The 19,292-nt window shown below is 69.0% G+C and carries 17 protein-coding genes; 5 read left to right on the top strand and 12 right to left on the bottom strand.

Annotated features, from left to right (window positions below; translation table 11 throughout):
• Window positions 1-22 precede the first annotated feature (22 nt).
• The 6 genes from aroB to pilM form a co-directional block, all read right to left on the bottom strand.
• Window positions 23-1,102, bottom strand: coding sequence for a 3-dehydroquinate synthase (gene aroB / locus BM43_RS25410; protein WP_017921100.1), 1,080 nt, complete (start codon window positions 1,100-1,102; stop codon window positions 23-25).
• Window positions 1,099-1,653, bottom strand: a complete 555-nt coding sequence (locus BM43_RS25405; protein WP_047837134.1) for a shikimate kinase — start codon at window positions 1,651-1,653, stop codon at window positions 1,099-1,101. The genes aroB and BM43_RS25405 overlap by 4 nt, the downstream gene beginning before the upstream one ends.
• An 84-nt stretch (window positions 1,654-1,737) precedes the next feature.
• On the bottom strand, window positions 1,738-3,642 hold the full coding sequence (locus tag BM43_RS25400) for a type IV pilus secretin PilQ (RefSeq protein ID WP_045577491.1): 1,905 nt from the start codon (window positions 3,640-3,642) through the stop codon (window positions 1,738-1,740).
• Window positions 3,639-4,562 carry a hypothetical protein gene (locus BM43_RS25395; protein ID WP_045577490.1) on the bottom strand — a complete coding sequence of 308 codons (924 nt, stop codon included), beginning with the start codon at window positions 4,560-4,562 and terminating at the stop codon, window positions 3,639-3,641. Before BM43_RS25395 ends, BM43_RS25400 begins: the two co-directional genes overlap by 4 nt.
• Window positions 4,559-5,209, bottom strand: coding sequence for a pilus assembly protein PilN (locus BM43_RS25390; protein ID WP_226285332.1), 651 nt, complete (start codon window positions 5,207-5,209; stop codon window positions 4,559-4,561). The genes BM43_RS25395 and BM43_RS25390 overlap by 4 nt, the downstream gene beginning before the upstream one ends.
• Window positions 5,210-5,232: 23 nt before the next feature.
• On the bottom strand, window positions 5,233-6,135 hold the full coding sequence (gene pilM, locus BM43_RS25385; RefSeq protein ID WP_013696399.1) for a pilus assembly protein PilM: 903 nt from the start codon (window positions 6,133-6,135) through the stop codon (window positions 5,233-5,235).
• A 319-nt stretch (window positions 6,136-6,454) separates the two neighbouring features.
• On the opposite strand from pilM, the gene BM43_RS25380 reads away from it, so the two are divergent.
• A complete protein-coding gene (locus tag BM43_RS25380; protein WP_036033486.1) occupies window positions 6,455-8,905 on the top strand; it encodes a penicillin-binding protein 1A in 2,451 nt (816 codons plus the stop codon).
• 106 nt (window positions 8,906-9,011) lie between these two features.
• Here BM43_RS25380 and cyaY read toward each other — a convergent pair whose 3' ends face one another.
• Window positions 9,012-9,338 carry an iron donor protein CyaY gene (cyaY, locus tag BM43_RS25375; RefSeq protein ID WP_013696397.1) on the bottom strand — a complete coding sequence of 109 codons (327 nt, stop codon included), beginning with the start codon at window positions 9,336-9,338 and terminating at the stop codon, window positions 9,012-9,014.
• 36 nt (window positions 9,339-9,374) lie between these two features.
• Here cyaY and lptM point away from each other — a divergent pair, with 36 nt between their 5' ends.
• Together lptM and lysA are read left to right on the top strand one after the other, a co-directional pair.
• Window positions 9,375-9,641 (top strand): LPS translocon maturation chaperone LptM, encoded by a 267-nt coding sequence (lptM, locus tag BM43_RS39410; protein ID WP_013696396.1) that lies wholly within the window; start codon window positions 9,375-9,377, stop codon window positions 9,639-9,641.
• Between the two features lie 6 nt (window positions 9,642-9,647).
• A complete protein-coding gene (gene lysA / locus BM43_RS25365; protein WP_036048487.1) occupies window positions 9,648-10,919 on the top strand; it encodes a diaminopimelate decarboxylase in 1,272 nt (423 codons plus the stop codon).
• 116 nt (window positions 10,920-11,035) lie between these two features.
• Here lysA and msrQ read toward each other — a convergent pair whose 3' ends face one another.
• The 5 genes from msrQ to BM43_RS25340 form a co-directional block, all read right to left on the bottom strand.
• Entirely contained in the window at window positions 11,036-11,695 is a 660-nt protein-coding gene (gene msrQ, locus BM43_RS25360; protein ID WP_036048489.1) for a protein-methionine-sulfoxide reductase heme-binding subunit MsrQ, read from the bottom strand.
• Window positions 11,696-11,705: 10 nt separating this feature from the next.
• Window positions 11,706-12,701: a protein-methionine-sulfoxide reductase catalytic subunit MsrP gene (msrP, locus tag BM43_RS25355; protein ID WP_036048491.1), complete on the bottom strand. Its 996-nt coding sequence runs from the start codon at window positions 12,699-12,701 to the stop codon at window positions 11,706-11,708.
• A 155-nt stretch (window positions 12,702-12,856) separates the two neighbouring features.
• Complete coding sequence (gene ccsB / locus BM43_RS25350) at window positions 12,857-14,077, bottom strand: c-type cytochrome biogenesis protein CcsB (protein ID WP_013696392.1); 1,221 nt, start codon at window positions 14,075-14,077, stop codon at window positions 12,857-12,859.
• Between the two features lie 4 nt (window positions 14,078-14,081).
• Window positions 14,082-16,262 (bottom strand): cytochrome c biogenesis protein ResB, encoded by a 2,181-nt coding sequence (locus tag BM43_RS25345; RefSeq protein WP_036048494.1) that lies wholly within the window; start codon window positions 16,260-16,262, stop codon window positions 14,082-14,084.
• Between the two features lie 122 nt (window positions 16,263-16,384).
• Complete coding sequence (locus BM43_RS25340) at window positions 16,385-17,038, bottom strand: c-type cytochrome (protein ID WP_025099461.1); 654 nt, start codon at window positions 17,036-17,038, stop codon at window positions 16,385-16,387.
• 252 nt (window positions 17,039-17,290) lie between these two features.
• Between BM43_RS25340 and yihA the strand changes: the two genes are divergently transcribed.
• Both yihA and hemB read left to right on the top strand, forming a co-directional pair.
• Complete coding sequence (gene yihA, locus BM43_RS25335) at window positions 17,291-17,950, top strand: ribosome biogenesis GTP-binding protein YihA/YsxC (RefSeq protein WP_013696389.1); 660 nt, start codon at window positions 17,291-17,293, stop codon at window positions 17,948-17,950.
• 244 nt (window positions 17,951-18,194) lie between these two features.
• Entirely contained in the window at window positions 18,195-19,193 is a 999-nt protein-coding gene (hemB, locus tag BM43_RS25330; protein ID WP_013696388.1) for a porphobilinogen synthase, read from the top strand.
• Window positions 19,194-19,292: the final 99 nt, after the last annotated feature.

The raw sequence follows: 19,292 nt of genomic DNA, 5'->3' as shown, positions 1-19,292 counted from the left end.
TCGTGCCGGGATGCGACCGATGTTAGCCGATGGCGGCCGCGAGCGTGGCCTCGACGATCTCGTCGGGCGCCGCGGTGATGGCCGCCGTGCCGAGCCCGTCGAGCACGATGAACTTGATCGCGCCGGCTTCGGCCTTCTTGTCGACCTGCATCAGCTCGACATAGCGCGCGGCGCCCAGGTCGGGCGCGCGCACCGGCAGGTGGGCAGCCGCGATCACGCGGTCCAGGCGCCGACGGGCGGCGTCGTCGAGCCGGCCCAGGCGCACCGAGAGATCGGCCGCCATCACCATCCCGCAGCCGACCGCCTCGCCGTGCAGCCACTCGCCGTAGCCCAGGCCGGCCTCGATCGCGTGGCCGAAGGTATGGCCGAAATTGAGGATCGCGCGCAGCCCGCCCTCGCGCTCGTCGGCGGCCACCACGCTGGCCTTGATCTCGCACGAGCGCTTGACCGCCTCGGTCAGCGCGGCGGGCTCGCGACGGTTTAGCGCCTCGATATCGGCCTCGATCCAGTCGAAGAAGGCGGCATCGGCAATCGCGCCGGTCTTGATCACCTCGGCGATGCCGGCCGCCAGCTCGCGTTCCGGCAGCGTGCGCAGCGCGCCGATGTCGGCGATCACGGCCTGCGGCTGGTAGAACGCGCCGATCATGTTCTTGCCGAGCGGGTGATTGATGCCGGTCTTGCCACCGACCGAGGAATCGACCTGCGAGAGCAGCGTGGTGGGCACCTGGATGAAGGGCACGCCGCGCATGTAGCAGGCCGCCGCGAAGCCGGTCATGTCGCCCACCACGCCGCCGCCCAGCGCGATCAGGGTGGTCTTGCGGTCGGCGCGCGAGCCGAGCAGCCCGTCGAAGATCAGGTTCAGCGTTTCCCAGTGCTTGTAGGATTCGCCGTCGGGCAGCACCACCGTGTTGACCTGCTTGCCGAGCGGCGCGAGCGCGGCGCGCAGCACCTCGCCATAGAGCGGCTCGACGGTGGTATTGGTCACGATGGTGACGGACGTGCCCTTGATATGCGGGGCAAACAGCTCGGTGCGGCCGATCAGGCCGTCGCCGATATGGATCGGGTAGGCGCGATCGCCCAGGTCGACATTGACGGTAATCATGCTTGTAGCGGCTTGGCGACGATGCCGGCCAGCTCGAGCTGCATCAGCACCATGTTGACGAGCCCGTTGACGGACGGCCGGCCGGTTTCGATCACGAAATGCGCGCATTCGCGATAGAGCGGATCGCGCGTCTCGTAGAGCGCCTCGAGCCGGGCCTTGGGATCTTCCGTCTGCAGCAGCGGGCGGTTCTTGTCCTTGCGGGTACGCAGCCAGAGATCGTGAGGATTGGCGCGCAGATAGACGACGATGCCGCGCGATCGCAGGGCGTCGCGATTCTCGGGACGGATCACCGCGCCGCCGCCGGTGGCCAGCACGACATTGCCGCGCTGCGTCAGCTCGTCGATCATCTTTCCCTCGCGATCGCGGAAACCCGCCTCGCCCTCGAGTTCGAAGATAACCGGGATGCGCGTGCCGGTGCGGGCCTCGATCTCGTGGTCAGAATCGAAGAACGGCCTGTCGAGACGGCGCGCGACCGCACGACCCACGGTGGTTTTACCCGCTCCCATGAGTCCGACGAAAAATACGCTTGCGTGTGGGTCCCGCGCTTGCAACGGCTTCCTCTGCTTCAATCTTGCTGGTGTGTGCGGCAGCTTACTGGCAAAGCGCCGGCCTTGTCGAGCGCGGCCGGCCGCCGCTCAATGCGGCTGCGCCGGCGCCTCCGTCGCTTCCGGGGCGCCGGGCGGGCCCGCGGCCGGATCGGGGGGAGGATCGCCCGGTTCGCCGTCCTCGTGCTCGGCGGTGCCGAGCACGCGCGGGGTGATGTAGACCACCAGCTCGCTCGACCGCTCGCGCCGCGCCTTATGGCGGAACAGCGCCCCCAGGATCGGTATTTTGCCCAAGACCGGCACCCGAGTCACATCGTCCCATTCATTGCGCTCGTAAATACCGCCGATCGAGACCGTGCCCCCATTTTCGACCTCGACCCGCGTGCGCACGTGCTTGGTGTGGATCGCAGGCCCCGCGTCGGTCTGCTCGCCCACGCTGTCCTTGGCGATGTCCAGGTCGAGCACCACGTGGCCGTCGGGTGTGATCTGCGGCTCCACCTCGAGCTTGAGCGTGGCACGCCGGAACTGCACGCCAGACACGCCGCGCCCCACCTTGGCCTGGTACGGCAGTTCGGTACCCTGCTCGATCAGGGCCGGCGCGCGATCGGCCGTCACCACGCGCGGGCGCGAGACGATCTGGCCCCGGCCCTGCGATTCGAGCGCGCTCAGTTCCAGGTCGAGCAGGCGGCTGGCGCCGGCCACGAACAGCGTGAGCCCGGCGGTGGCGGCCTCGAAGCCGCCGATTGGGCGCGCCGCCAGGTCCGCCAGGCGCCCTTCGGGACCACCCACCAGGCCGGTGGCCGGCGGCTTGCCGCTGCCGGCCGGCGCGCCCTCCCCGGCCGCCGGCTGCGCCGGGCCCGGCGCGCCGCCGCTGCCCGCCCCCTCGCCGCGCGCCAGCGAGCGCGTGGTGCGCAAGGCGATCCGCGCGCCCAGTTCGCTCGAGAAACCGCGCTCGCCCTCGACCACGCGCGCCTCGATCAACACCTGGCGCGAGGGCCGGTCGAGCTGCGCGACGAGGGCCGCGATCTGCGCGAGCCGGCCGTCCAGGTCGGTGACAAACAGCAGGTTGGTGCGCGCATCGGCCAGCACCGAGCCGCGCCGCGACAGCACGCGCTGGTTGGCCGCCGCGCCGGTCAGCAGGCGCGCGACATCGTTGGCGCGCGGGTAGCGCAGCAGGAAGGTGCGGCTCGCCAGCGGTTCGAGGTCGGCCATCCGCGCATGGGCCTCGAAGCGCGCACGCTCGCGCGCCGTCAGTTCGGCCGCCGGCGCCACCCAGATCACGTCGCCGCGCATCGCCATCGCCAGGCCGTTGGCGTCCAGCAGCGCATCGAACGCGTCACGCCAGGGAACGTCGTGGATGCGCAGCGTGGCGCTGCCCTGCACGCGGCCGCTCAACACCACGCTTTGGCCCGTGAAACGCGCGAAGGCGTCGAACACGGCCGCGAGCGGCGCCTGCCGCAGGTCGAGCGAGATCCTGCGCCGGTCGGCAGCCGCGCGCGGGACGACGACGGGACCGGACAGCCGCTCGGGCGGGGGCAACGGAATCGGCGGGCCCTCGAGGGCGGGCGGCGGGAGGTCCGGCCGGGTGGCTTCAGACGGTTTGTCGTCGGCACGCGTGGCTGACGTAGGCGCCTCGCCCGTCACCTGTCTCGCCCCGGTCGCGAGCGGGAGACCGCCCTGCGGTCCCGGCTCCTTCGGTTCGCCGGCCGGCAAGGGCGCAATGCCGGCGGCCGAGGCAGCCATGCCCTCACCGCCGTATCGCTCGGCGGCGGCCGGAGCCATGCCCGCGTCCTCCGGGTCCGTCAGCGCGCTGCCGCCGCCCACGCGTCCCGCCTCGGGATCGAACCAGCCGATGCCGTCCAGCGCCGCGGCCGGCATCACCATCGGCAAGGGCGGCCGCGGCATCGCCCGGGCCGGCGACGAATGGCCGATCGCCAACCAGAACGCACACGGCGCAACAAGCAGGCGCGCAAACCTTCCTCGATCGTGTGTCATCGCTCCGACTCCCCGCGCAAAACCATGCGATGCCGCACACCGCCGCCATCGTCGAGACCCAGCCAGACCCCATCAGCATCGATGCGCGTGATGCGTTCGGCACCGACGCGCTCGCCCACCGAAGCGGACCAGGCCCCCGCCTCGGCGTCGAACAGCACGAGTCCGCGACGCGCATCGCGCACGATGCCGGCCACGCGCGGCATCGCCGCCGGCTCGCGGCCGCCGAAATCGGCGCCGGCCTCGGCTGCGCCCGGGCCGGGAGCAGCCATCGCCACCGGTCCAGGCGCGACATCCGGCGCGTCCGGCCCGGACGGCGACACGGCCAGACGCGCCGAGAAACTCGCCCCGTCTCCCTGCCGCTGCACCTCGATGCCGACCGGCACCACGGCCATCGGCAACGCGGCGAGCGAGCGGACCCAGGCGCCGATTGCCCCGAAGCGGCCATCGCCGGCGACGTCGTAGTACCGCATGCCGCCGGCGGCTGCCTCGGCTCCAGCCTGCTGCGCGGGACCGAGCCGGCGAATCCGCAAGCCGCTGTCGTGGGCGCTGGCGATCAACTGCCAACCGGGATCGAGCAGCGCCTCCCCCTCGTTGCGCCGGTTTTCGGGCAAGGCCGGGGATCGGCCCGCGCGATCGTCGAGCGAGGATTGCCCCGGCACTTCCTCCTGGCGCGATGGTTCCGGTTCGATCGATCGCGGGTCTTGCCGCGAGTCTGGCTGCAAATCCAGCCGCCGTTCGGCCAGTTCCCGCTGCGCCAGCACTTCACCGTGCCGGGCGCGAGCCCCGGCGATACCGCTCCAGTCGCGCTCGCCGGACACGGCCCACAACCCGCCGAACACGGCCGACGCGACGCCGGCCAAGGCCAGCAGCCGGCGCCCCCCCGCATGCGGGCAGACCCGCGCGACGATCGCCTTCATCATCGCCGCCCTCCCCGCGCTACGGAGAAATCGGCACGAGCCGCGCGAGGCAGCGGCACCGCGTCGGGCCAGCGGATCCGCACCGCGAAGCGGATCGTGCCCGTCGTGCCCTGGCCCGGCTCCCCCTCGACGCCCGACATCTCGACCTGCCAGTCGGAGCGCGCCTCGCGCAAGCGCGCCAGCCAGCGCGACGCGGCCAGCGAATCACGGGCACGCGCATCGATCCTCACCCCGCCCTCGGCCTGCCGCAGCGCGATCAGCATCACCGCGCGATAGTCGAGCCGGTGCAGCACCTCGAACAGGGTGATGGCGCGCAGCAACGGCCGCGTCAGCTCGGCCGCCGCCGCGGCCCGGGCCCGCCGCGTCTCGCGCTCGCGCCCGGCGGCCTCGGCCGCCTGCAGGCGCGGCGCCCAGGCCACCAGTTGCTGCTCGAGCACCAGCCGCCGCGCGTCGATACGCTTGCGCTCCAGGCCCTGCATCGCGCAGGCCAACGCGACGCCCGCCACGCCCAGGCCGACGGCGCCCGCCAGCTCGAGCAGCCGCCGGCGCCGCTCGCGGCGCGCATCGCGGCGCCGGTAGGGCAGCAGGTTGAAACCGCCGAGCCAGGCGCGGCGCCTGACCGGATCGCGCAGCACCGCGCGCGACGGCAAGAGCGGCGCCCGCCGCCGCGCGCTCATTCGTACACCCCGCGCAAGGCGAGGCCGAACGCGACCGCGAGCACCGGCGAATGACGCGCGGCGGCGTCGATGTGCGGATTACGGCAGTAGGGAGCGCATTCGAAGGGCAGCACCAGGCAGCCGAGCGGATCGGCGATCTCGGCGAACATCGCGGGCGGCATGTCGCCCGCCATCGCGAAATTGCCGCCGACGAAGGCGCACTCGGCCAGGCCGCGCCCGGCCAGATCGCGCATCAGCTCGGCGAGATTCGCATGCGAGGCGGAAGGCGCGCTCAGGTGCGTGGCCACTGTCATGCCCTCGACGCGCCAGGCATCGACGCTACCCTCGCCGATCCAGATCGCCACGTAGGGCTCGTCGGGCTCGGTCTCGGCCACGGCGACCTGCCGGATCGCGCGCAGCGCCGCATGCGGCTCGCCGTCGATGCCCGTCAGCATGAAACCGGCGGCGGCCACCGCGTCGACGCGCAGGTCGATGCGTGCCTGGTCGGTGGAGGCGATCACCAGGCGGCCCGGGTAGAGGATGTCGTTGACGCACCAGTCGATCGCCAGCGAATCGCGGGGCATGCCCGTGCTGCGCTCGGCCTCGGCATACACCGCCTGCTCGAGCGCCCCGTGGCGCGCGACCACCGGATCGAGCGTGCTCATCACCACCTCGCGGTACGACAGCGCCATCGCCGCCGCCATGCCGCGCACCGGCAGCCGGCCGCGCACCCGCTGCGAAATCGTCTCCAGCGCGCGCGTGACCTCGGACCAATCGGCGCTCGTCACGTCGTAGGGCGCCGTGAACGGCTCCACCTCGAGCGCCTCGATCCCCAGCGCGTTGCCGCAGCGGCTCACGAACGCGACACGCACCGCGTCACGCCCCACGTCGATCCCGGCGGCCACGCGCCGCCCCCTCATGCTCCATCCTCGCCGACTCCTCATCCCGGTCCTCCCGTGCCGCGCGACACGGGCGCGGCCTGCCAAGCATTCTCGGGATACGCGGCCGGCTCGGGCAGTCGTCCGGATGGCCGATGCGCGGTGCCGAGCGACGCAGATCGACACCGATCGACCTGCATTGGCCGCACCGCCGACGCGCCTCGCGGCGCACACGCCATGACGGAGGAAGCAGGGCGCCGCGAAGGCCGCGCGAGGCGATCGCGAGGCGATCACAACTCGCACCGCGCTGCACCAGGAAGGCGCATAGCGGGCGTTTATAATCGCGGGACTGTTTTCCGGTATGCCTATGCAACCCACCAATCCAACGTCCCCGCCGCCGTCGGCCGCCGAACCTCCGTCGCCCCCGCCGCCGGCCGCCGAACCGCCGCCGCCTCCTCCGCCCCCGCCGCCGCGCAAGCGACCGCTGTGGCTCAAGCTGCTGCTCGGCCTGGTCGGACTGTGCGCCGCGCTGGCGCTGAGCGCGGCCCTGGTGCTCGGCTACGCGCTGGTGGTGGCGTGGCCGAACATGCCCTCGCTCGACGCGCTGACCGACTACCGGCCGAAGGTGCCGCTGCGCATCTACACGGCCGATCACGTGCTGATCGGCGAGTTCGGCGAGGAACGGCGCGACATCGTCCATATCCAGGACGTGCCCGACTCGCTGAAGAACGCGATCCTCGCGATCGAGGACGCGCGCTTCTACGAACACGGCGGCGTCGACCTGACCGGCATCGTGCGCGCCGGCGTGGTGGCGCTGACCAACGGCCACGCGACCCAGGGCGCCAGCACCATCACCATGCAGGTGGCGCGCAACTTCTTCCTGTCGAGCGAGAAGACCTACACGCGCAAGATCTACGAGATGCTGCTGGCCTACCGCATCGAGCGCGCGCTGAGCAAGGATCAGATTCTCGAGGTCTACATGAATCAGATCTATCTCGGCCAGCGCGCCTATGGCTTCGCGAGCGCGGCGCGCGTGTATTTCGGCAAGGACCTCAAGGACCTGACGCTGGCCGAGGCGGCGATGCTGGCCGGGCTGCCCAAGGCGCCCTCGGCCTACAACCCGGTGGTCAATCCCAAGCGCGCCAAGGTGCGCCAGCAGTACATCCTGGAGCGCATGCTGGAGCTGAACTTCATCACGCGCGAGCAGTACGACGAGGCGGTGGCGCAGCCGCTGGTGGTGAAGAGCGCGACGCGCGAGTACAGCGTGCACGCCGAGTACATCGCCGAGATGGTGCGCCAGATGATGTACGCGCAGTACAAGGACGAAACCTATACGCGCGGCTTCAACGTGGTGACCACGGTCGATTCGGCCGACCAGACGCTGGCCTACCAGGCGCTGCGTCGCGGCCTGATGGACTACGAGCGCCGCCACGGCTATCGCGGCCCGGAAGCCTTCATCGAACTGCCGGCCGACGCCACCGAGCGCGAGCAGGCGATCGACGACGCGCTGCTCGACCATCCCGACAATGGCGAGCTGATCGCCGCGGTGGTCACCGACGCGAATCCGAAGCAGGTCCAGGTCAGCTTCGTCGACGGCAGCAGCGCCACGCTCGCCGGCACCAACCTGCGCTTCGCCGCGGCCTCGCTGGCGGCCAACGCGCAGCCGAACCGGCGCATCCGCCCCGGCGCGATCGTGCGGGTGGTCAAGACCGACAATGGCGAATGGGCCATCACCCAGTTGCCGCAGATCGAGGGCGCCTTCATCTCGATCGTGCCGCAGGACGGCGCGATCCGTTCGCTGGTAGGCGGCTTCGACTTCAACAAGAACAAGTTCAACCACGTCACGCAGGCCTGGCGGCAGCCCGGCTCGAGCTTCAAGCCCTTCATCTACTCGGCCTCGCTCGACAAGGGCCTGGGGCCGGCCACCATCATCAACGACGGCCCGCTGTTCTTCAGCGCCGCCGAGACGGGCGGCCAGCCATGGGAGCCGAAGAACTACGGCGGCGGCTTCGACGGCCCCGAGCCGATGCGCACCGCGCTGATGCGCTCGCGCAACCTGGTGTCGATCCGGATCCTGAACTACATCGGCACCAAGTACGCGCAGCAGTACATCACGCGCTTCGGCTTCGACGCGGAACGCCACCCGGCCTACCTGCCGATGGCGCTCGGCGCGGGCCTGGTCACGCCGCTGCAGATGGCGGGCGCCTACGCGGTGTTCGCCAACGGCGGCTATCGCGTCAATCCCTACCTGATCGCCGAGGTGACCGACTCGAGCGGCAACGTGGTGGCGCGCGCCCAGCCGCTGGTGGCCGAGCAGAACGCGCCGCGCGCGATCGACGCGCGCAACGCCTACGTGATGAACAGCCTGCTGCAGAGCGTGGCGCAGCGCGGCACCGGCGCCAAGACCAACGTGCTCAAGCGCACCGACCTGGGCGGCAAGACCGGCACCACCAACGATTCGCGCGACGCCTGGTTCGCCGGCTACCAGCACACGCTGGCCGCGATCGCCTGGATCGGCTACGACAACCCGCGCAGCCTCGGCGACCGCGAGACCGGCGGCGGCCTGGCCCTGCCGGTCTGGATCGACTACATGGGGCCCTCGCTGAAGAACGTGCCGGCCTATCGCATGCCGATGCCGGACGACGTGACCACCATCGGCGACGAGCTGTACTTCTCCGAGTTCACGCCGGGCCACGGCTTCGTCTCGACGGTCGGCGTCGCGCAGGCCGCCTCGCCGCTGGACGCGTCGGTCCCGCACGTGGACGAGCAGGAACGGCAGGACATCATGAACCTGTTCCAGGGCGGCAACTGAGCGAGCGGCCAGCCGCCCGCAAGCAAAAGAGCGACCCGCGGGTCGCTCTTTTTAAGTCAGGGGCGGCATCGGGAGATAGCGGAAGGCAGCCGCCCCGCCGCTGCGTTCAGGCGCTGAACTTCACCGGCTCGCCGGCCTGCTCGCTGGCGTAGCGCGTGAGCGCCTCGAAGAATTCGTCGCCCGAGCGCGTGTCGCGCCAGGCGCCGTCGAGGTAGCGGTAATGGAAGCCGCCCGACTTGGCCGCGATCCAGACCTCCTTCATCGGCGGCTGCAGGTTCACGATGATCTTCGTGCCGTTCTCGAAACTCAGCGTGACCACGCTGCCGTTACGGCCGAGATCGATGTCGAGATCGCCCTCGTTGGCCTCGTCCACGCAGCGCTCGACGGCCGCCAGGACGGCCTCGGCGCGGGTCAGGTATTCGGTGTCGCTCATGCTAAACTCTGTCGATTCAATTGTTTAGGGACGATCATGCGTGTCGTTTTCCAGATGAGCGCGATTGTAGCGGCTTTGGCGCTGGCCGGCTGCGGTCAACGCGGCGCGCTTTATCTGCCAGTCGTGCCGCCCTTGCCCGCGAAACCGACCGTCGAGACCGTGCCCGCCCCCGAGGATGCCGCCTCGGACGCCAGCGCCGCGTCCGGCGCCGAGCCGATCTCCGCCTCCGCCGGCACCACGCTGCAGCTTTCGCCGTCGCTCGCCGCGCCGGCCCCGGCCTCCGCCGCCACCCCCACTCGATGATTCCGGATGACTCACCCCGTTTTTGATTACGTCAACGGCACGCTGCATGCCGAGGGCATTCCGACCGACAAGCTCGCCGAACACTTCGACACGCCGCTCTACGTCTATTCGCGCGCCGCGCTGACGGCCGCCTACCAGGCCTATGCGCAGGCCTGCGAGGGCCGCCGCGCCGCGATCCACGTGGCCGTCAAGGCGAACAGCAACCTCGGCGTGCTGAACGTGTTCGCGCGCCTGGGCGCCGGCTTCGACATCGTCTCGGGCGGCGAGCTCGCGCGCGTGCTGGCGGCCGGCGGCAAGGCGGAAAACGTGGTGTTCTCGGGCGTCGGCAAGAGCGCCGAGGAAATGCGCGTGGCGCTGCAGGCCGGCGTGAAGTGCTTCAACGTCGAGTCGATCCCCGAGCTCGACCGCCTCAACGAGGTGGCCGGCTCGCTCGGCAAGCGCGCGCCGGTCTCGCTGCGCGTGAATCCCGACGTCGACCCGAAGACGCATCCCTACATCTCAACCGGCCTGAAGGCCAACAAGTTCGGGGTGGCCTTCGCCGAGGCGTGCGCCAGCTACCGCGCCGCGGCCGCGCTGCCGAACCTGCAGGTGGTCGGCATCGACTGCCACATCGGCTCGCAGATCACCGAGCTGAGCCCCTATCTCGACGCGCTCGACAAGGTGCTCGACCTGGTCGAGCAGATCGAGGCCGACGGCATCCCGATCCATCACGTCGATATCGGCGGCGGCCTGGGCATCACCTATGCCGACGAGACGCCGCCCGCGATCGGCGAGTTCGTGGCGGCGCTGTTCGCCAGGCTCGATGCGCGCGGCCACGGCCAGCGCGAGGTCTATTTCGAGCCGGGCCGCTCGCTGACCGGCAATGCCGGCATCCTGCTCACGCGCGTCGAATTCCTCAAGCCGGGCGAGGAGAAGAACTTCGCGATTGTCGACGCGGCCATGAACGACCTGGCGCGCCCCGCCATGTACGAGGCCTATCACGCCATCGTGCCGGTCAAGGAGCAAAGCGGGCATGCCAGCGCCGTCTACGACGTGGTCGGCCCGGTCTGCGAGAGCGGCGACTGGCTCGGCCGCGAGCGCACGCTGGCGATCGCCCCGGGCGAACTGCTGGCGATTCGCTCGGCCGGCGCCTACGGCTTCGTAATGAGCTCGAACTACAATACGCGAGCGCGCGCGGCCGAGGTGCTGGTCGACGGCGTCAACGCCTACCTGGTGCGCCCGCGCGAAACCATCGAAAGCCTGTTCGGCGACGAGGCGATCCTGCCCGACACGGAATGAGCGGCCGCGACGCCGCCTGAAAAAAAAGCGATGCGAACCGTGAGGCGCATCGCTTTTTTCTTGTCTGCAGCCGGCAGCGCCGGGCGCTGGGCACCGGCGCTGCCGGCACGCCGATCTCAGGCGCCGCGCCGCCTCGCGCGCAGCGCGGCCACCACCCGCCAGCCCAGCAGCACCAGCACGATCGCGCCATACAGCTTGGGCAGCGCGAGGTCGTGCTTGCCGGCCCGCATCCACCAGAAGTGCAGGATCGCCAGCACCGCGATCGCGTAGATCAGCCGATGCAGGCGCTGCCAGTGGCGCCCCAGCCGGCGCACCGCGGCGCGCGGCGAGCTGAGCGCCAGCGGGATCAGCAGCAGGAAGGCCGCGAAGCCGACGGTGATGAAGGGCCGCTGGAACACGTCCTTCAGGATCGCCGGCAGGTCGAACCACTTGTCGAACCAGAAGTAGGTGGTGAAGTGCAGCAGCGCGTAGAAGAACGCGAACAGCCCGATCATGCGCCGCAGCCGCAGCAGCGCGTTGATACCGGTGAGCCGCCGCAGCGGCGTGATGGCCAGCGTCACGCACAGGATCACCAGGGTCCAGAGCCCGGTCGAGCGCGTGACGAACTCGATCGGATTGGCGCCGAGCCCGCCGGTGAAGCCCAGCACGACGAGCCGCGCGAGCGGGAACAAACCGGCCAGGAACACCACCGGTTTCGCGATGCGCAGCCAGCCAGGCGTGGCCGACGCACGCGCGGCGCGGCCCGCGCTGGCCGCCAGGCGAAGATTTTCGTCCACCGCGTGCCGCCTAGAAGTTCTTGCGCAGATCCATGCCGCGATACATCGATGCGACCAGATCGCCGTAGCCGTTGAACATCAGCGTCTTGCGCTTGGGCGTGAAGAAACCGTCCTCGCCGATGCGCCGCTCGGTCGCCTGGCTCCAGCGCGGGTGGTCGACCTCGGGGTTCACGTTCGAATAGAAGCCGTATTCGTTCGAGGCGTAGCTGTTCCAGCTGGTCTTCGGCTGCTGCTCGACGAAGCGGATCTTGACGATCGACTTCGCGCTCTTGAAGCCGTATTTCCAGGGCACCACGATCCGCACCGGCGCGCCGTTCTGGTTCGGCAGCACCTGGCCGTAGACGCCCATCGTCAGCAGCGTCAGCGGGTTCATCGCCTCGTCCATGCGCAAGCCTTCCGAATAGGGCCAGTCGAGGATCGGCTCGGCCAGCCCGGGCATCTGCGAGGGATCGGCCAGCGTGACGAACTGCACGTACTTGGCGTTCGCGTTCGGCTGCACGCGGCGGATCAGCTCCGCGAGCGGGATGCCGATCCAGGGAATCACCATCGACCAGCCTTCCACGCAGCGATGCCGGTAGACGCGCTCCTCCAGCGGCGCCAGCTTGAGCAGTTCGTCGATGTCGTAGACCTTGGGCGCCTTCACCTCACCCTCCACGCTCACGCGCCAGGGCCGCGGCCGCAGCGAGCCGGCGTTCTGCGCGGGGTCGCCCTTGCCGGTACCGAACTCGTAGAAGTTGTTGTAGGTCGTCAGGTCCTTGTAGGGCGTGACCTTGTCGGGCACCACGAACTTCGCGTTGGTGGTGGCAGCCAGCGCATGCGCGGCCGGGTTCGGCGAGCGGTAGTTCGCCAGCGCGCTGGCCGGCAGGCCGCACAGGCCGCCGGCGGCCATCGCGCCGGCCGCGCGCAGCACGCCGCGGCGCGCGGCGAAGACGGCGGGCGAGGTGATCTCGTCGCGTGGAATGTCGTCGCCGGCAAGCAGGCGCCGGCGCGTGGTCCTGATCAACATGAGCGGTCTCCACGCCGGCTACCAAAGCCGGCGGCGATACGGTGAATCCTCCGCCGCGCGAACGGCGCGAGCGGCATGGCAAGAAAAAACCGCCGCGTCCAGGCAGGGGCGGCGGCGGTTTTTCGAATCGGTTCGAGGTGACACGCGGGCGAAGCTTACAGCTTGCCGTAGCTATGCAGCCCGGACAGGAACATGTTCACGCCGAGGAAGGCGAAGGTCGTGACCAGCAGGCCCGTCAGCGCCCACCAGGCGGCCACGCCACCGCGCAAGCCCTTCATCAGGCGCATGTGCAGCCAGGCCGCGTAGTTGAGCCAGACGATCAGCGCCCAGGTCTCCTTCGGGTCCCAGCTCCAGTAGCCGCCCCAGGCTTCGGCGGCCCACAACGCGCCGAGGATGGTGGCGATCGTGAAGAACGCGAAGCCGACCGCGATCGACTTGTACATCACGTCGTCGAGCACCTCGAGCGTCGGCAGGCGATCGGCGAGCACGCCGCGTTCCTTGAGCAGGTAGGCGACGCTGACCATCGCCGACAGCGCGAAGCTGCCGTAGCCGATGAAGTTGGCCGGCACGTGGATCTTCATCCACCAGCTCTGCAGCGCCGGCACCAGCGGCTGGATCTGCTGCGCGTCGCGCGCGATCGAGTACCACATCAGGAAGCCGACCGCCGCGCTGATCACCAGCAGCACGAAGGCACCCAGCGCGCGCGTGCCGTAATGGCCTTCGTAGTAGAGGTAGAGCAGGGCCGTGATCAGGCTGAACAGCACGAACACTTCGTAGAGGTTCGAGACCGGGATATGGCCGACGTCGGCGCCGATCAGGTAGGACTCGTACCAGCGCACCATCAGCCCGGTGAAGCCCATCAGCACCGCGGCCCAGGTCATCTTCTGGCCGATCGCGGCACCCGTCGGCGAGCGGCTCAGCAGGCCGATCCAGTAGAACACGGTGGCGAACACGAACAGCGCGCTCATCCACAGGATGGCGGACTGGCTCGACAGGAAGTACTTGAGGAAGAAGGTCGAATCGGCCCGGGACAGGTCGCCGTGATAGAGATTCAGCGACAGCAGCGAGAGCACCGCGATCAGGGCCATCAGCAGCCGGGCCGGCTTCCAGCGCCAGCCGAGCCCGACCAGCGCGACGGTCGCGCCCGTCATCACCGCCTGGTCGTAGTAGTCCATGTGCGCCTGGTAATGCACCAGGGCAAAGCCGGCGCCCACCACCATCGCCAGCGCGAACAACCAGTCGACGAGGGACAGGCGGCGGTAGAAGGGACGATCGTCGAACAACGCGGCAAGCGAAGCCGTGGCGGGAGCGGCGGCGGGCGCCGCTTCGGCGCGGCCGCGCGGCGCCGGTGACGAGGAAGCCTGGGTCAGATCCATGACGTTACCGTGGGGAGTCGTGGAGATCGGTATCGCGCCCGGCAGGCACCGCGGCGACGGGTTCGGTGCCGAGCACCTTGCCCACCGCGTCGCGCGTCTGCGCGAACTCCTTCTCGAAATCGAATGTCCGGCGGGCCGTCGACATCGCCATCACGACGCCCACGCCTGCCGGCGTGTCCTTGAGCCAGAGCCAGAGCCGGCGTTCGCGCACGTAGAACATGGAGAAGATGCCGAACACCAGCAGCAGGCTGCCAAGATACACCAGATTTTTACCAGGCGCGCGTGTCAACTGGAATACCGAAGCTTGCACCTGCTTATATGAATCGAGCCGCAAATAGACCGGCGCGCCATACAGGAAGCTGTCCGACAGCGCGTTGATGGCGTTCTGCACGAAGCGCGCCGTCTCGGCCGTCTGCTTGACCGGCGCCACGCCCGCCTGCTCGCGCGCGACCTCCCAGACCTGCCACATCGCGCCTTCCAGCATGCGCAGCAGCAGGCCGGCGGCCTTCTCCTGCTCGGCCTTGGGCACCGACTGGTCGATGAAGCCCGCCACCGCCTGGAAGCCGCCGGTGGTGCTGCCGTCGGGCTGGCGGCCCGCGCTCGGGTCGGCGCCGGCGAACAGGGTCAGGACACGCAGCGCGCTGTCGTCGAGCCGCGTGCGCAGGCCCGCGTCGGCGTTCGGCAGCGAGGCCTGCGCGAAGCGCGCGGCCGCCTCGCTGCGCACCGCCGGGTCCTCGAGCGCGGCGCGCATGCGCATCCATTCGTTGACCGAATCGTCGGCGTCGGCGGGGATGCGCAGGTAGCGGAACGGGTCATTCGGGCTCAGCCGCACGCCCGCCAGGAACAGCCGGTCGCCGCCGATCTCGACGGGCAGCATGTAGTTGTTGAACTCGCGCGCCTGGCCGTCCTGGCCGCGTACCTTGTACTGGACCGAGGGGCCGACGTTGTGCAGGTTCACCGGCGTCGAGGTCTTGGCGCCCGAGCCGAGCCGCTCGTCGAGCGCTTCCTTGAGCGAATGCGTGGTGCCCACGCCGCGCACGTCGGTCTTGCCGCTCGCGTCGGTGACGTTCTCCACGTTGATGGCGCGGAAGTCGGCGAACTCGATGGTGTCGCCGGCATGGCCGGCCAGCGGCACCGCATTGCCGATCACGCCGTTGACGGGGAAGGTCTTGCCGCTCGCACCCGACATCGGGAAGGCGGTCATCTGCATCTGCGAGCCGCCGTCCTGGAAGCTCGACTGGTAGATCGACACGCCCTTGTAGGTGAAGGGCTTGTTGACCTCGACGCGCGCCGGGATGCGCTTGCCGGTCTCGCGGTCGATCACCACGATGTCGCTGGCAAACAGCTTGGGCATGCCGGTCGAGTAGTAGTCGACGATGAACTTGTCGAGCTGGATCGAGAACGGCAGGTCCTGGATCAGCGAGCCGTTCGGCTGGTTCAGGATCGCGGTCGAGACATACTGGCCCTCGGGCACCCAGGCATAGCCGCGGAAGGTCGGGTTGGAGGCCGACAGCCGGTGCTCGGGCCCGATCTCGCTGATCGGCGCGCTGGTGTTGACGGGCGACTTGCCGAACAGCCACATCTGGAAATGGATCGGCAGGTTGCTGTCGAGCAGGCCGCCGATGCAGATCACCACGATCGCCAGGTGGGCGGCGATATAGCCGTACTTGGTCATCGCGCCGCGCTTGGCGGCGATCAGGGTGGCGCCCTCGGATTCGCGGATCACCTGCTTGTAGCCGGCCTTGGCGACGAAGCCGGCGAGCGCCTGGGCCACCTGCGCGCGCTCGCCGGGCACGGCGAACTCGGCCTTGTGGTGGAAGGCGCGCAGGCTGCCCTCGCGCACCTTGTCCTTCCAGCTGCGCACGTCGGCCAGCATCTTCGGGCCGTTGCGCAGCACGCAGAGCGACAGCGACACCACCAGGAACAGCAGGATCAGCATGAACCACCAGGCGCTGTAGACCGTGTAGAGGCCGATCGCGCGGAAGATGTCGGCCCAGAACGGGCCGAACTGGTTCACGTAGTTCGGATAGGGATCGTCCTGCGTGAGCACGGTGCCGATGATGCTCGCGATCGCCAGCACGACCAGCAGCGCGATCGCGAAGCGCATCGAGCTGATCAGCTCGATCGCGGTGTTCAGCGCGCGGCGACGCGTCCGGGTCTCGATGCCTTGCGTGGTAACGCTCATTCACACTCCGACTGACAACAAAAAAGGGCAAGGCGCCCGCCTGGCGGCAGCGCCCCACCCTTTCTCTCTTCGTTCCCGCGCTCGCCATTCATGACGTGCGCCCGATACCCGTTGCCGGGCGCTCAGTGCAGGCCGGCGATGTAATCGGCGACCGCCTTCACTTCGCTGTCCGACAGGCGCGATGCGATCTGATGCATCGGCTCGTTGTTGTTGCGTGCGCCCGCGCCCTGCTGGAAGGCGGTGAGCTGCGCGACCGTGTAATCGGCCCACTGCCCCGACAGGCGCGGATACTGTACAGGAATTCCCTGTCCGGTCGGACCGTGGCAGCTCGCGCAAGCCGGCACGCCCTTCTCGGCGATCCCGCCGCGGTAGATCTTCTGCCCCAGTGCGACCGTCGCGGCATTGCGCGCGGCACCGGGTTTTGGCGCCTGGGCACCGTAGTAGGCCGCCACGTTGCGTGCATCGGCGTCGCTCAGCGCGCCGGCGAAACCGGCCATCACCGAGCTGTTGCGCGCCGGGCCCTTCGCGCCCGGCTGCGTCTTGAAATCGTGCAACTGCTTGACCAGATACTCGGGATGCTGGCCGGCCAGCTTCGGGAACGCGCCCGTGGCGCTGTTTCCATCGGCACCGTGGCACGATGCGCAGACCGCCGTCGCGATCGCCTTGCCGCGGTCCAGATCCGGCTTGGCCGCATCCGCCGCGTGTGCCTGAACCACGAAACTCACGAACCCTGCGGCCACCTGAAGCGTTATCAGAGACTTGCACAGTCGATTCATTCGCACACCCTGTTTCGTCTTGTGGGAATTTGAGGTTCTGCAAACGACGGCACTCAGTCTACCGCAGAAAGCGCCTGCAACAGGCCCGCAGGGCTTCGGGAAAACCGCCGTATTGTACAATATGGCGTTTAAAGCCCCGTTCCGGCTATCAGGGTTACTGCGCGGATTACCGCGTGCAATGACCGTCCGGATCGTTGCGGGGCTTCCCGCCTCCACGCGCGGTCGCACCGCGCTCTCGCCCCGTCCGCACTCATGGCCTTCCTGCTCCATCAAGCCCGTTTCTACACGACCGTCAACCATCTGCGCGACCTGCCGCCCACCGTGGTCCCGGAAATCGCGTTCGCCGGCCGGTCCAATGCGGGCAAATCGACGGCGATCAACATTCTCTGCAACCAGAAGCGGCTCGCCTTCGCCTCGAAGACGCCGGGCCGCACCCAGCACATCAACTACTTCTCGGTCGGCCCTGCCGACGAGCCGGTCGCCAACCTGGTCGACCTGCCCGGCTACGGCTACGCGGAAGTGCCCGGCGCGGCCAAGGCGCACTGGGAAGCCCTGCTGTCGGCCTACCTGAAGACCCGGCCCCAATTGTGCGGGATGATCCTGATGATGGATTCGCGCCGGCCGCTGACCGAGCTCGACTGCCGCATGATCGAGTGGTTCGCGCCGACCGGCAAGCCGATCCACACCTTGCTGACGAAGTGCGACAAATTGACCCGCCAGGAAAGCGTCAATGCGCTGCGCAACACCAAGAAGGCGCTCCAGGCCTATCGCGACGCGGGATATGAAGGGGCGCTGACCTGCCAGCTGTTCTCGGCGCTCAAGCGCACCGGGATCGACGAGGCCCACGTGCTGGTCGAGAGCTGGCTGCGGCCGGAGGTCGCCGGCGAAGATGACGCAGCTGTTGCAGAATAAGCGCTCCGCGCCTGGGTGCGCGGCCCCGAACGGAGGCTTGCCGTCGGTTGGCGCATAAAAAAACCCGCCGTTTCGCGGCGGGTCAAACAGCCTAATCGAATAACGACAGGCACCCGCTCAGGGAGGAGAAGCGGGGAGCGCCGCGCCTTGGCGCGAAGCTCGATCGCTATCATATACCATTGTCTCGAAATTTCACCGAAGGCTTTCGTAAGCTTTCCTTCAGACTGATTCCAGCGATTCCGTCATGAGTCTCCATCCCTTGCACCGTCCGCGCAGAATGCGCCGCGACGACTTCTCGCGTCGCCTGATGCGCGAAAACCTCCTCACCACCAACGACCTGATCCTGCCGGTGTTCGTCGTCGAGGGCAGCAACGTGCGCCAGGCGGTGCCGTCGATGCCCGGCGTCGAGCGCGTCTCGGTCGACCTGCTGATGGGCGTCGCCGAGCAGTGCGTCGCGCTCGGCGTGCCGGTGCTGTCGCTGTTCCCGGCGATCGAACCCTCGCTGAAGACGCCCGACGGCCGCGAAGCGACCAATCCCGAGGGCTTGATTCCGCGCGCGGTGCGCGAGCTGAAGAAGCACTTCCCCGATCTCGGCGTGCTGACCGACGTGGCGCTCGATCCGTACACGAGCCACGGCCAGGACGGCGTGCTCGACGAGAACGGCTACGTGATCAACGACGTGACGCTCGAGATCCTCAGCGAGCAGGCGCAGGCGCAGGCCGAGGCCGGGGTCGACATCGTCGCGCCGTCGGACATGATGGACGGCCGGATCGGCACGATCCGCGAGATGCTCGAGAGCGAGGGCCACATCCACACGCGCATCATGGCCTACTCGGCCAAGTACGCCTCGGCGTTCTACGGCCCGTTCCGCGACGCGGTCGGCTCGGCCTCGAACCTCGGCAAGGGCAACAAGATGACCTACCAGATGGACCCGTCGAACTCCGACGAGGCCCTGCGCGAAGTCCGCCTCGACATTGAGGAAGGCGCCGACATGGTAATGGTCAAGCCCGGCATGCCGTATCTCGATATCGTGCGTCGCGTGAAGGACGAGTTCCGTTTCCCGACCTATGTCTACCAGGTCAGCGGCGAATACGCGATGCTGAAGGCCGCCGCGCAGAACGGCTGGCTCGATCACGACAAGGTGGTGCTCGAGTCGCTGCTCGCCTTCAAGCGCGCCGGCGCGGATGGCGTGCTGACCTACTTCGCGCTCGATGCGGCGCGACTGCTGCGCGATCAGAAGTAAATCGCGGCGCGCCACGCGAGGCGCGCGAGCATGAAAAAACGGCGAAGCGTTTCAGGCGCTTCGCCGTTTTTTCATTGGATCCGGAGCTGCCCGCCGTGG

Origin of the sequence: Burkholderia gladioli (genome assembly GCF_000959725.1) — a bacterium.
Lineage (GTDB): Bacteria > Pseudomonadota > Gammaproteobacteria > Burkholderiales > Burkholderiaceae > Burkholderia > Burkholderia gladioli.
Note: the sequence above shows the minus strand (reverse complement) of the source record. Positions and strands in the feature narration are given on the sequence as shown.

What these genes read in the sequence shown, in the direction of transcription:
- lysA (WP_036048487.1), top strand. Translation starts at nt 9,648, where the DNA reads ATGACTCACCCCGTTTTTGATTACGTCAACGGCACGCTGCATGCCGAG.
- BM43_RS25400 (WP_045577491.1), bottom strand. Translation starts at nt 3,642, where the DNA reads ATGACACACGATCGAGGAAGGTTTGCGCGCCTGCTTGTTGCGCCGTGT.
- hemB (WP_013696388.1), top strand. Translation starts at nt 18,195, where the DNA reads ATGAGTCTCCATCCCTTGCACCGTCCGCGCAGAATGCGCCGCGACGAC.
- BM43_RS25380 (WP_036033486.1), top strand. Translation starts at nt 6,455, where the DNA reads ATGCCTATGCAACCCACCAATCCAACGTCCCCGCCGCCGTCGGCCGCC.
- pilM (WP_013696399.1), bottom strand. Translation starts at nt 6,135, where the DNA reads ATGAGGGGGCGGCGCGTGGCCGCCGGGATCGACGTGGGGCGTGACGCG.
- BM43_RS25340 (WP_025099461.1), bottom strand. Translation starts at nt 17,038, where the DNA reads ATGAATCGACTGTGCAAGTCTCTGATAACGCTTCAGGTGGCCGCAGGG.
- ccsB (WP_013696392.1), bottom strand. Translation starts at nt 14,077, where the DNA reads ATGGATCTGACCCAGGCTTCCTCGTCACCGGCGCCGCGCGGCCGCGCC.
- msrP (WP_036048491.1), bottom strand. Translation starts at nt 12,701, where the DNA reads ATGTTGATCAGGACCACGCGCCGGCGCCTGCTTGCCGGCGACGACATT.
- BM43_RS25345 (WP_036048494.1), bottom strand. Translation starts at nt 16,262, where the DNA reads ATGAGCGTTACCACGCAAGGCATCGAGACCCGGACGCGTCGCCGCGCG.
- yihA (WP_013696389.1), top strand. Translation starts at nt 17,291, where the DNA reads ATGGCCTTCCTGCTCCATCAAGCCCGTTTCTACACGACCGTCAACCAT.
- cyaY (WP_013696397.1), bottom strand. Translation starts at nt 9,338, where the DNA reads ATGAGCGACACCGAATACCTGACCCGCGCCGAGGCCGTCCTGGCGGCC.
- lptM (WP_013696396.1), top strand. Translation starts at nt 9,375, where the DNA reads ATGCGTGTCGTTTTCCAGATGAGCGCGATTGTAGCGGCTTTGGCGCTG.
- aroB (WP_017921100.1), bottom strand. Translation starts at nt 1,102, where the DNA reads ATGATTACCGTCAATGTCGACCTGGGCGATCGCGCCTACCCGATCCAT.
- BM43_RS25395 (WP_045577490.1), bottom strand. Translation starts at nt 4,562, where the DNA reads ATGATGAAGGCGATCGTCGCGCGGGTCTGCCCGCATGCGGGGGGGCGC.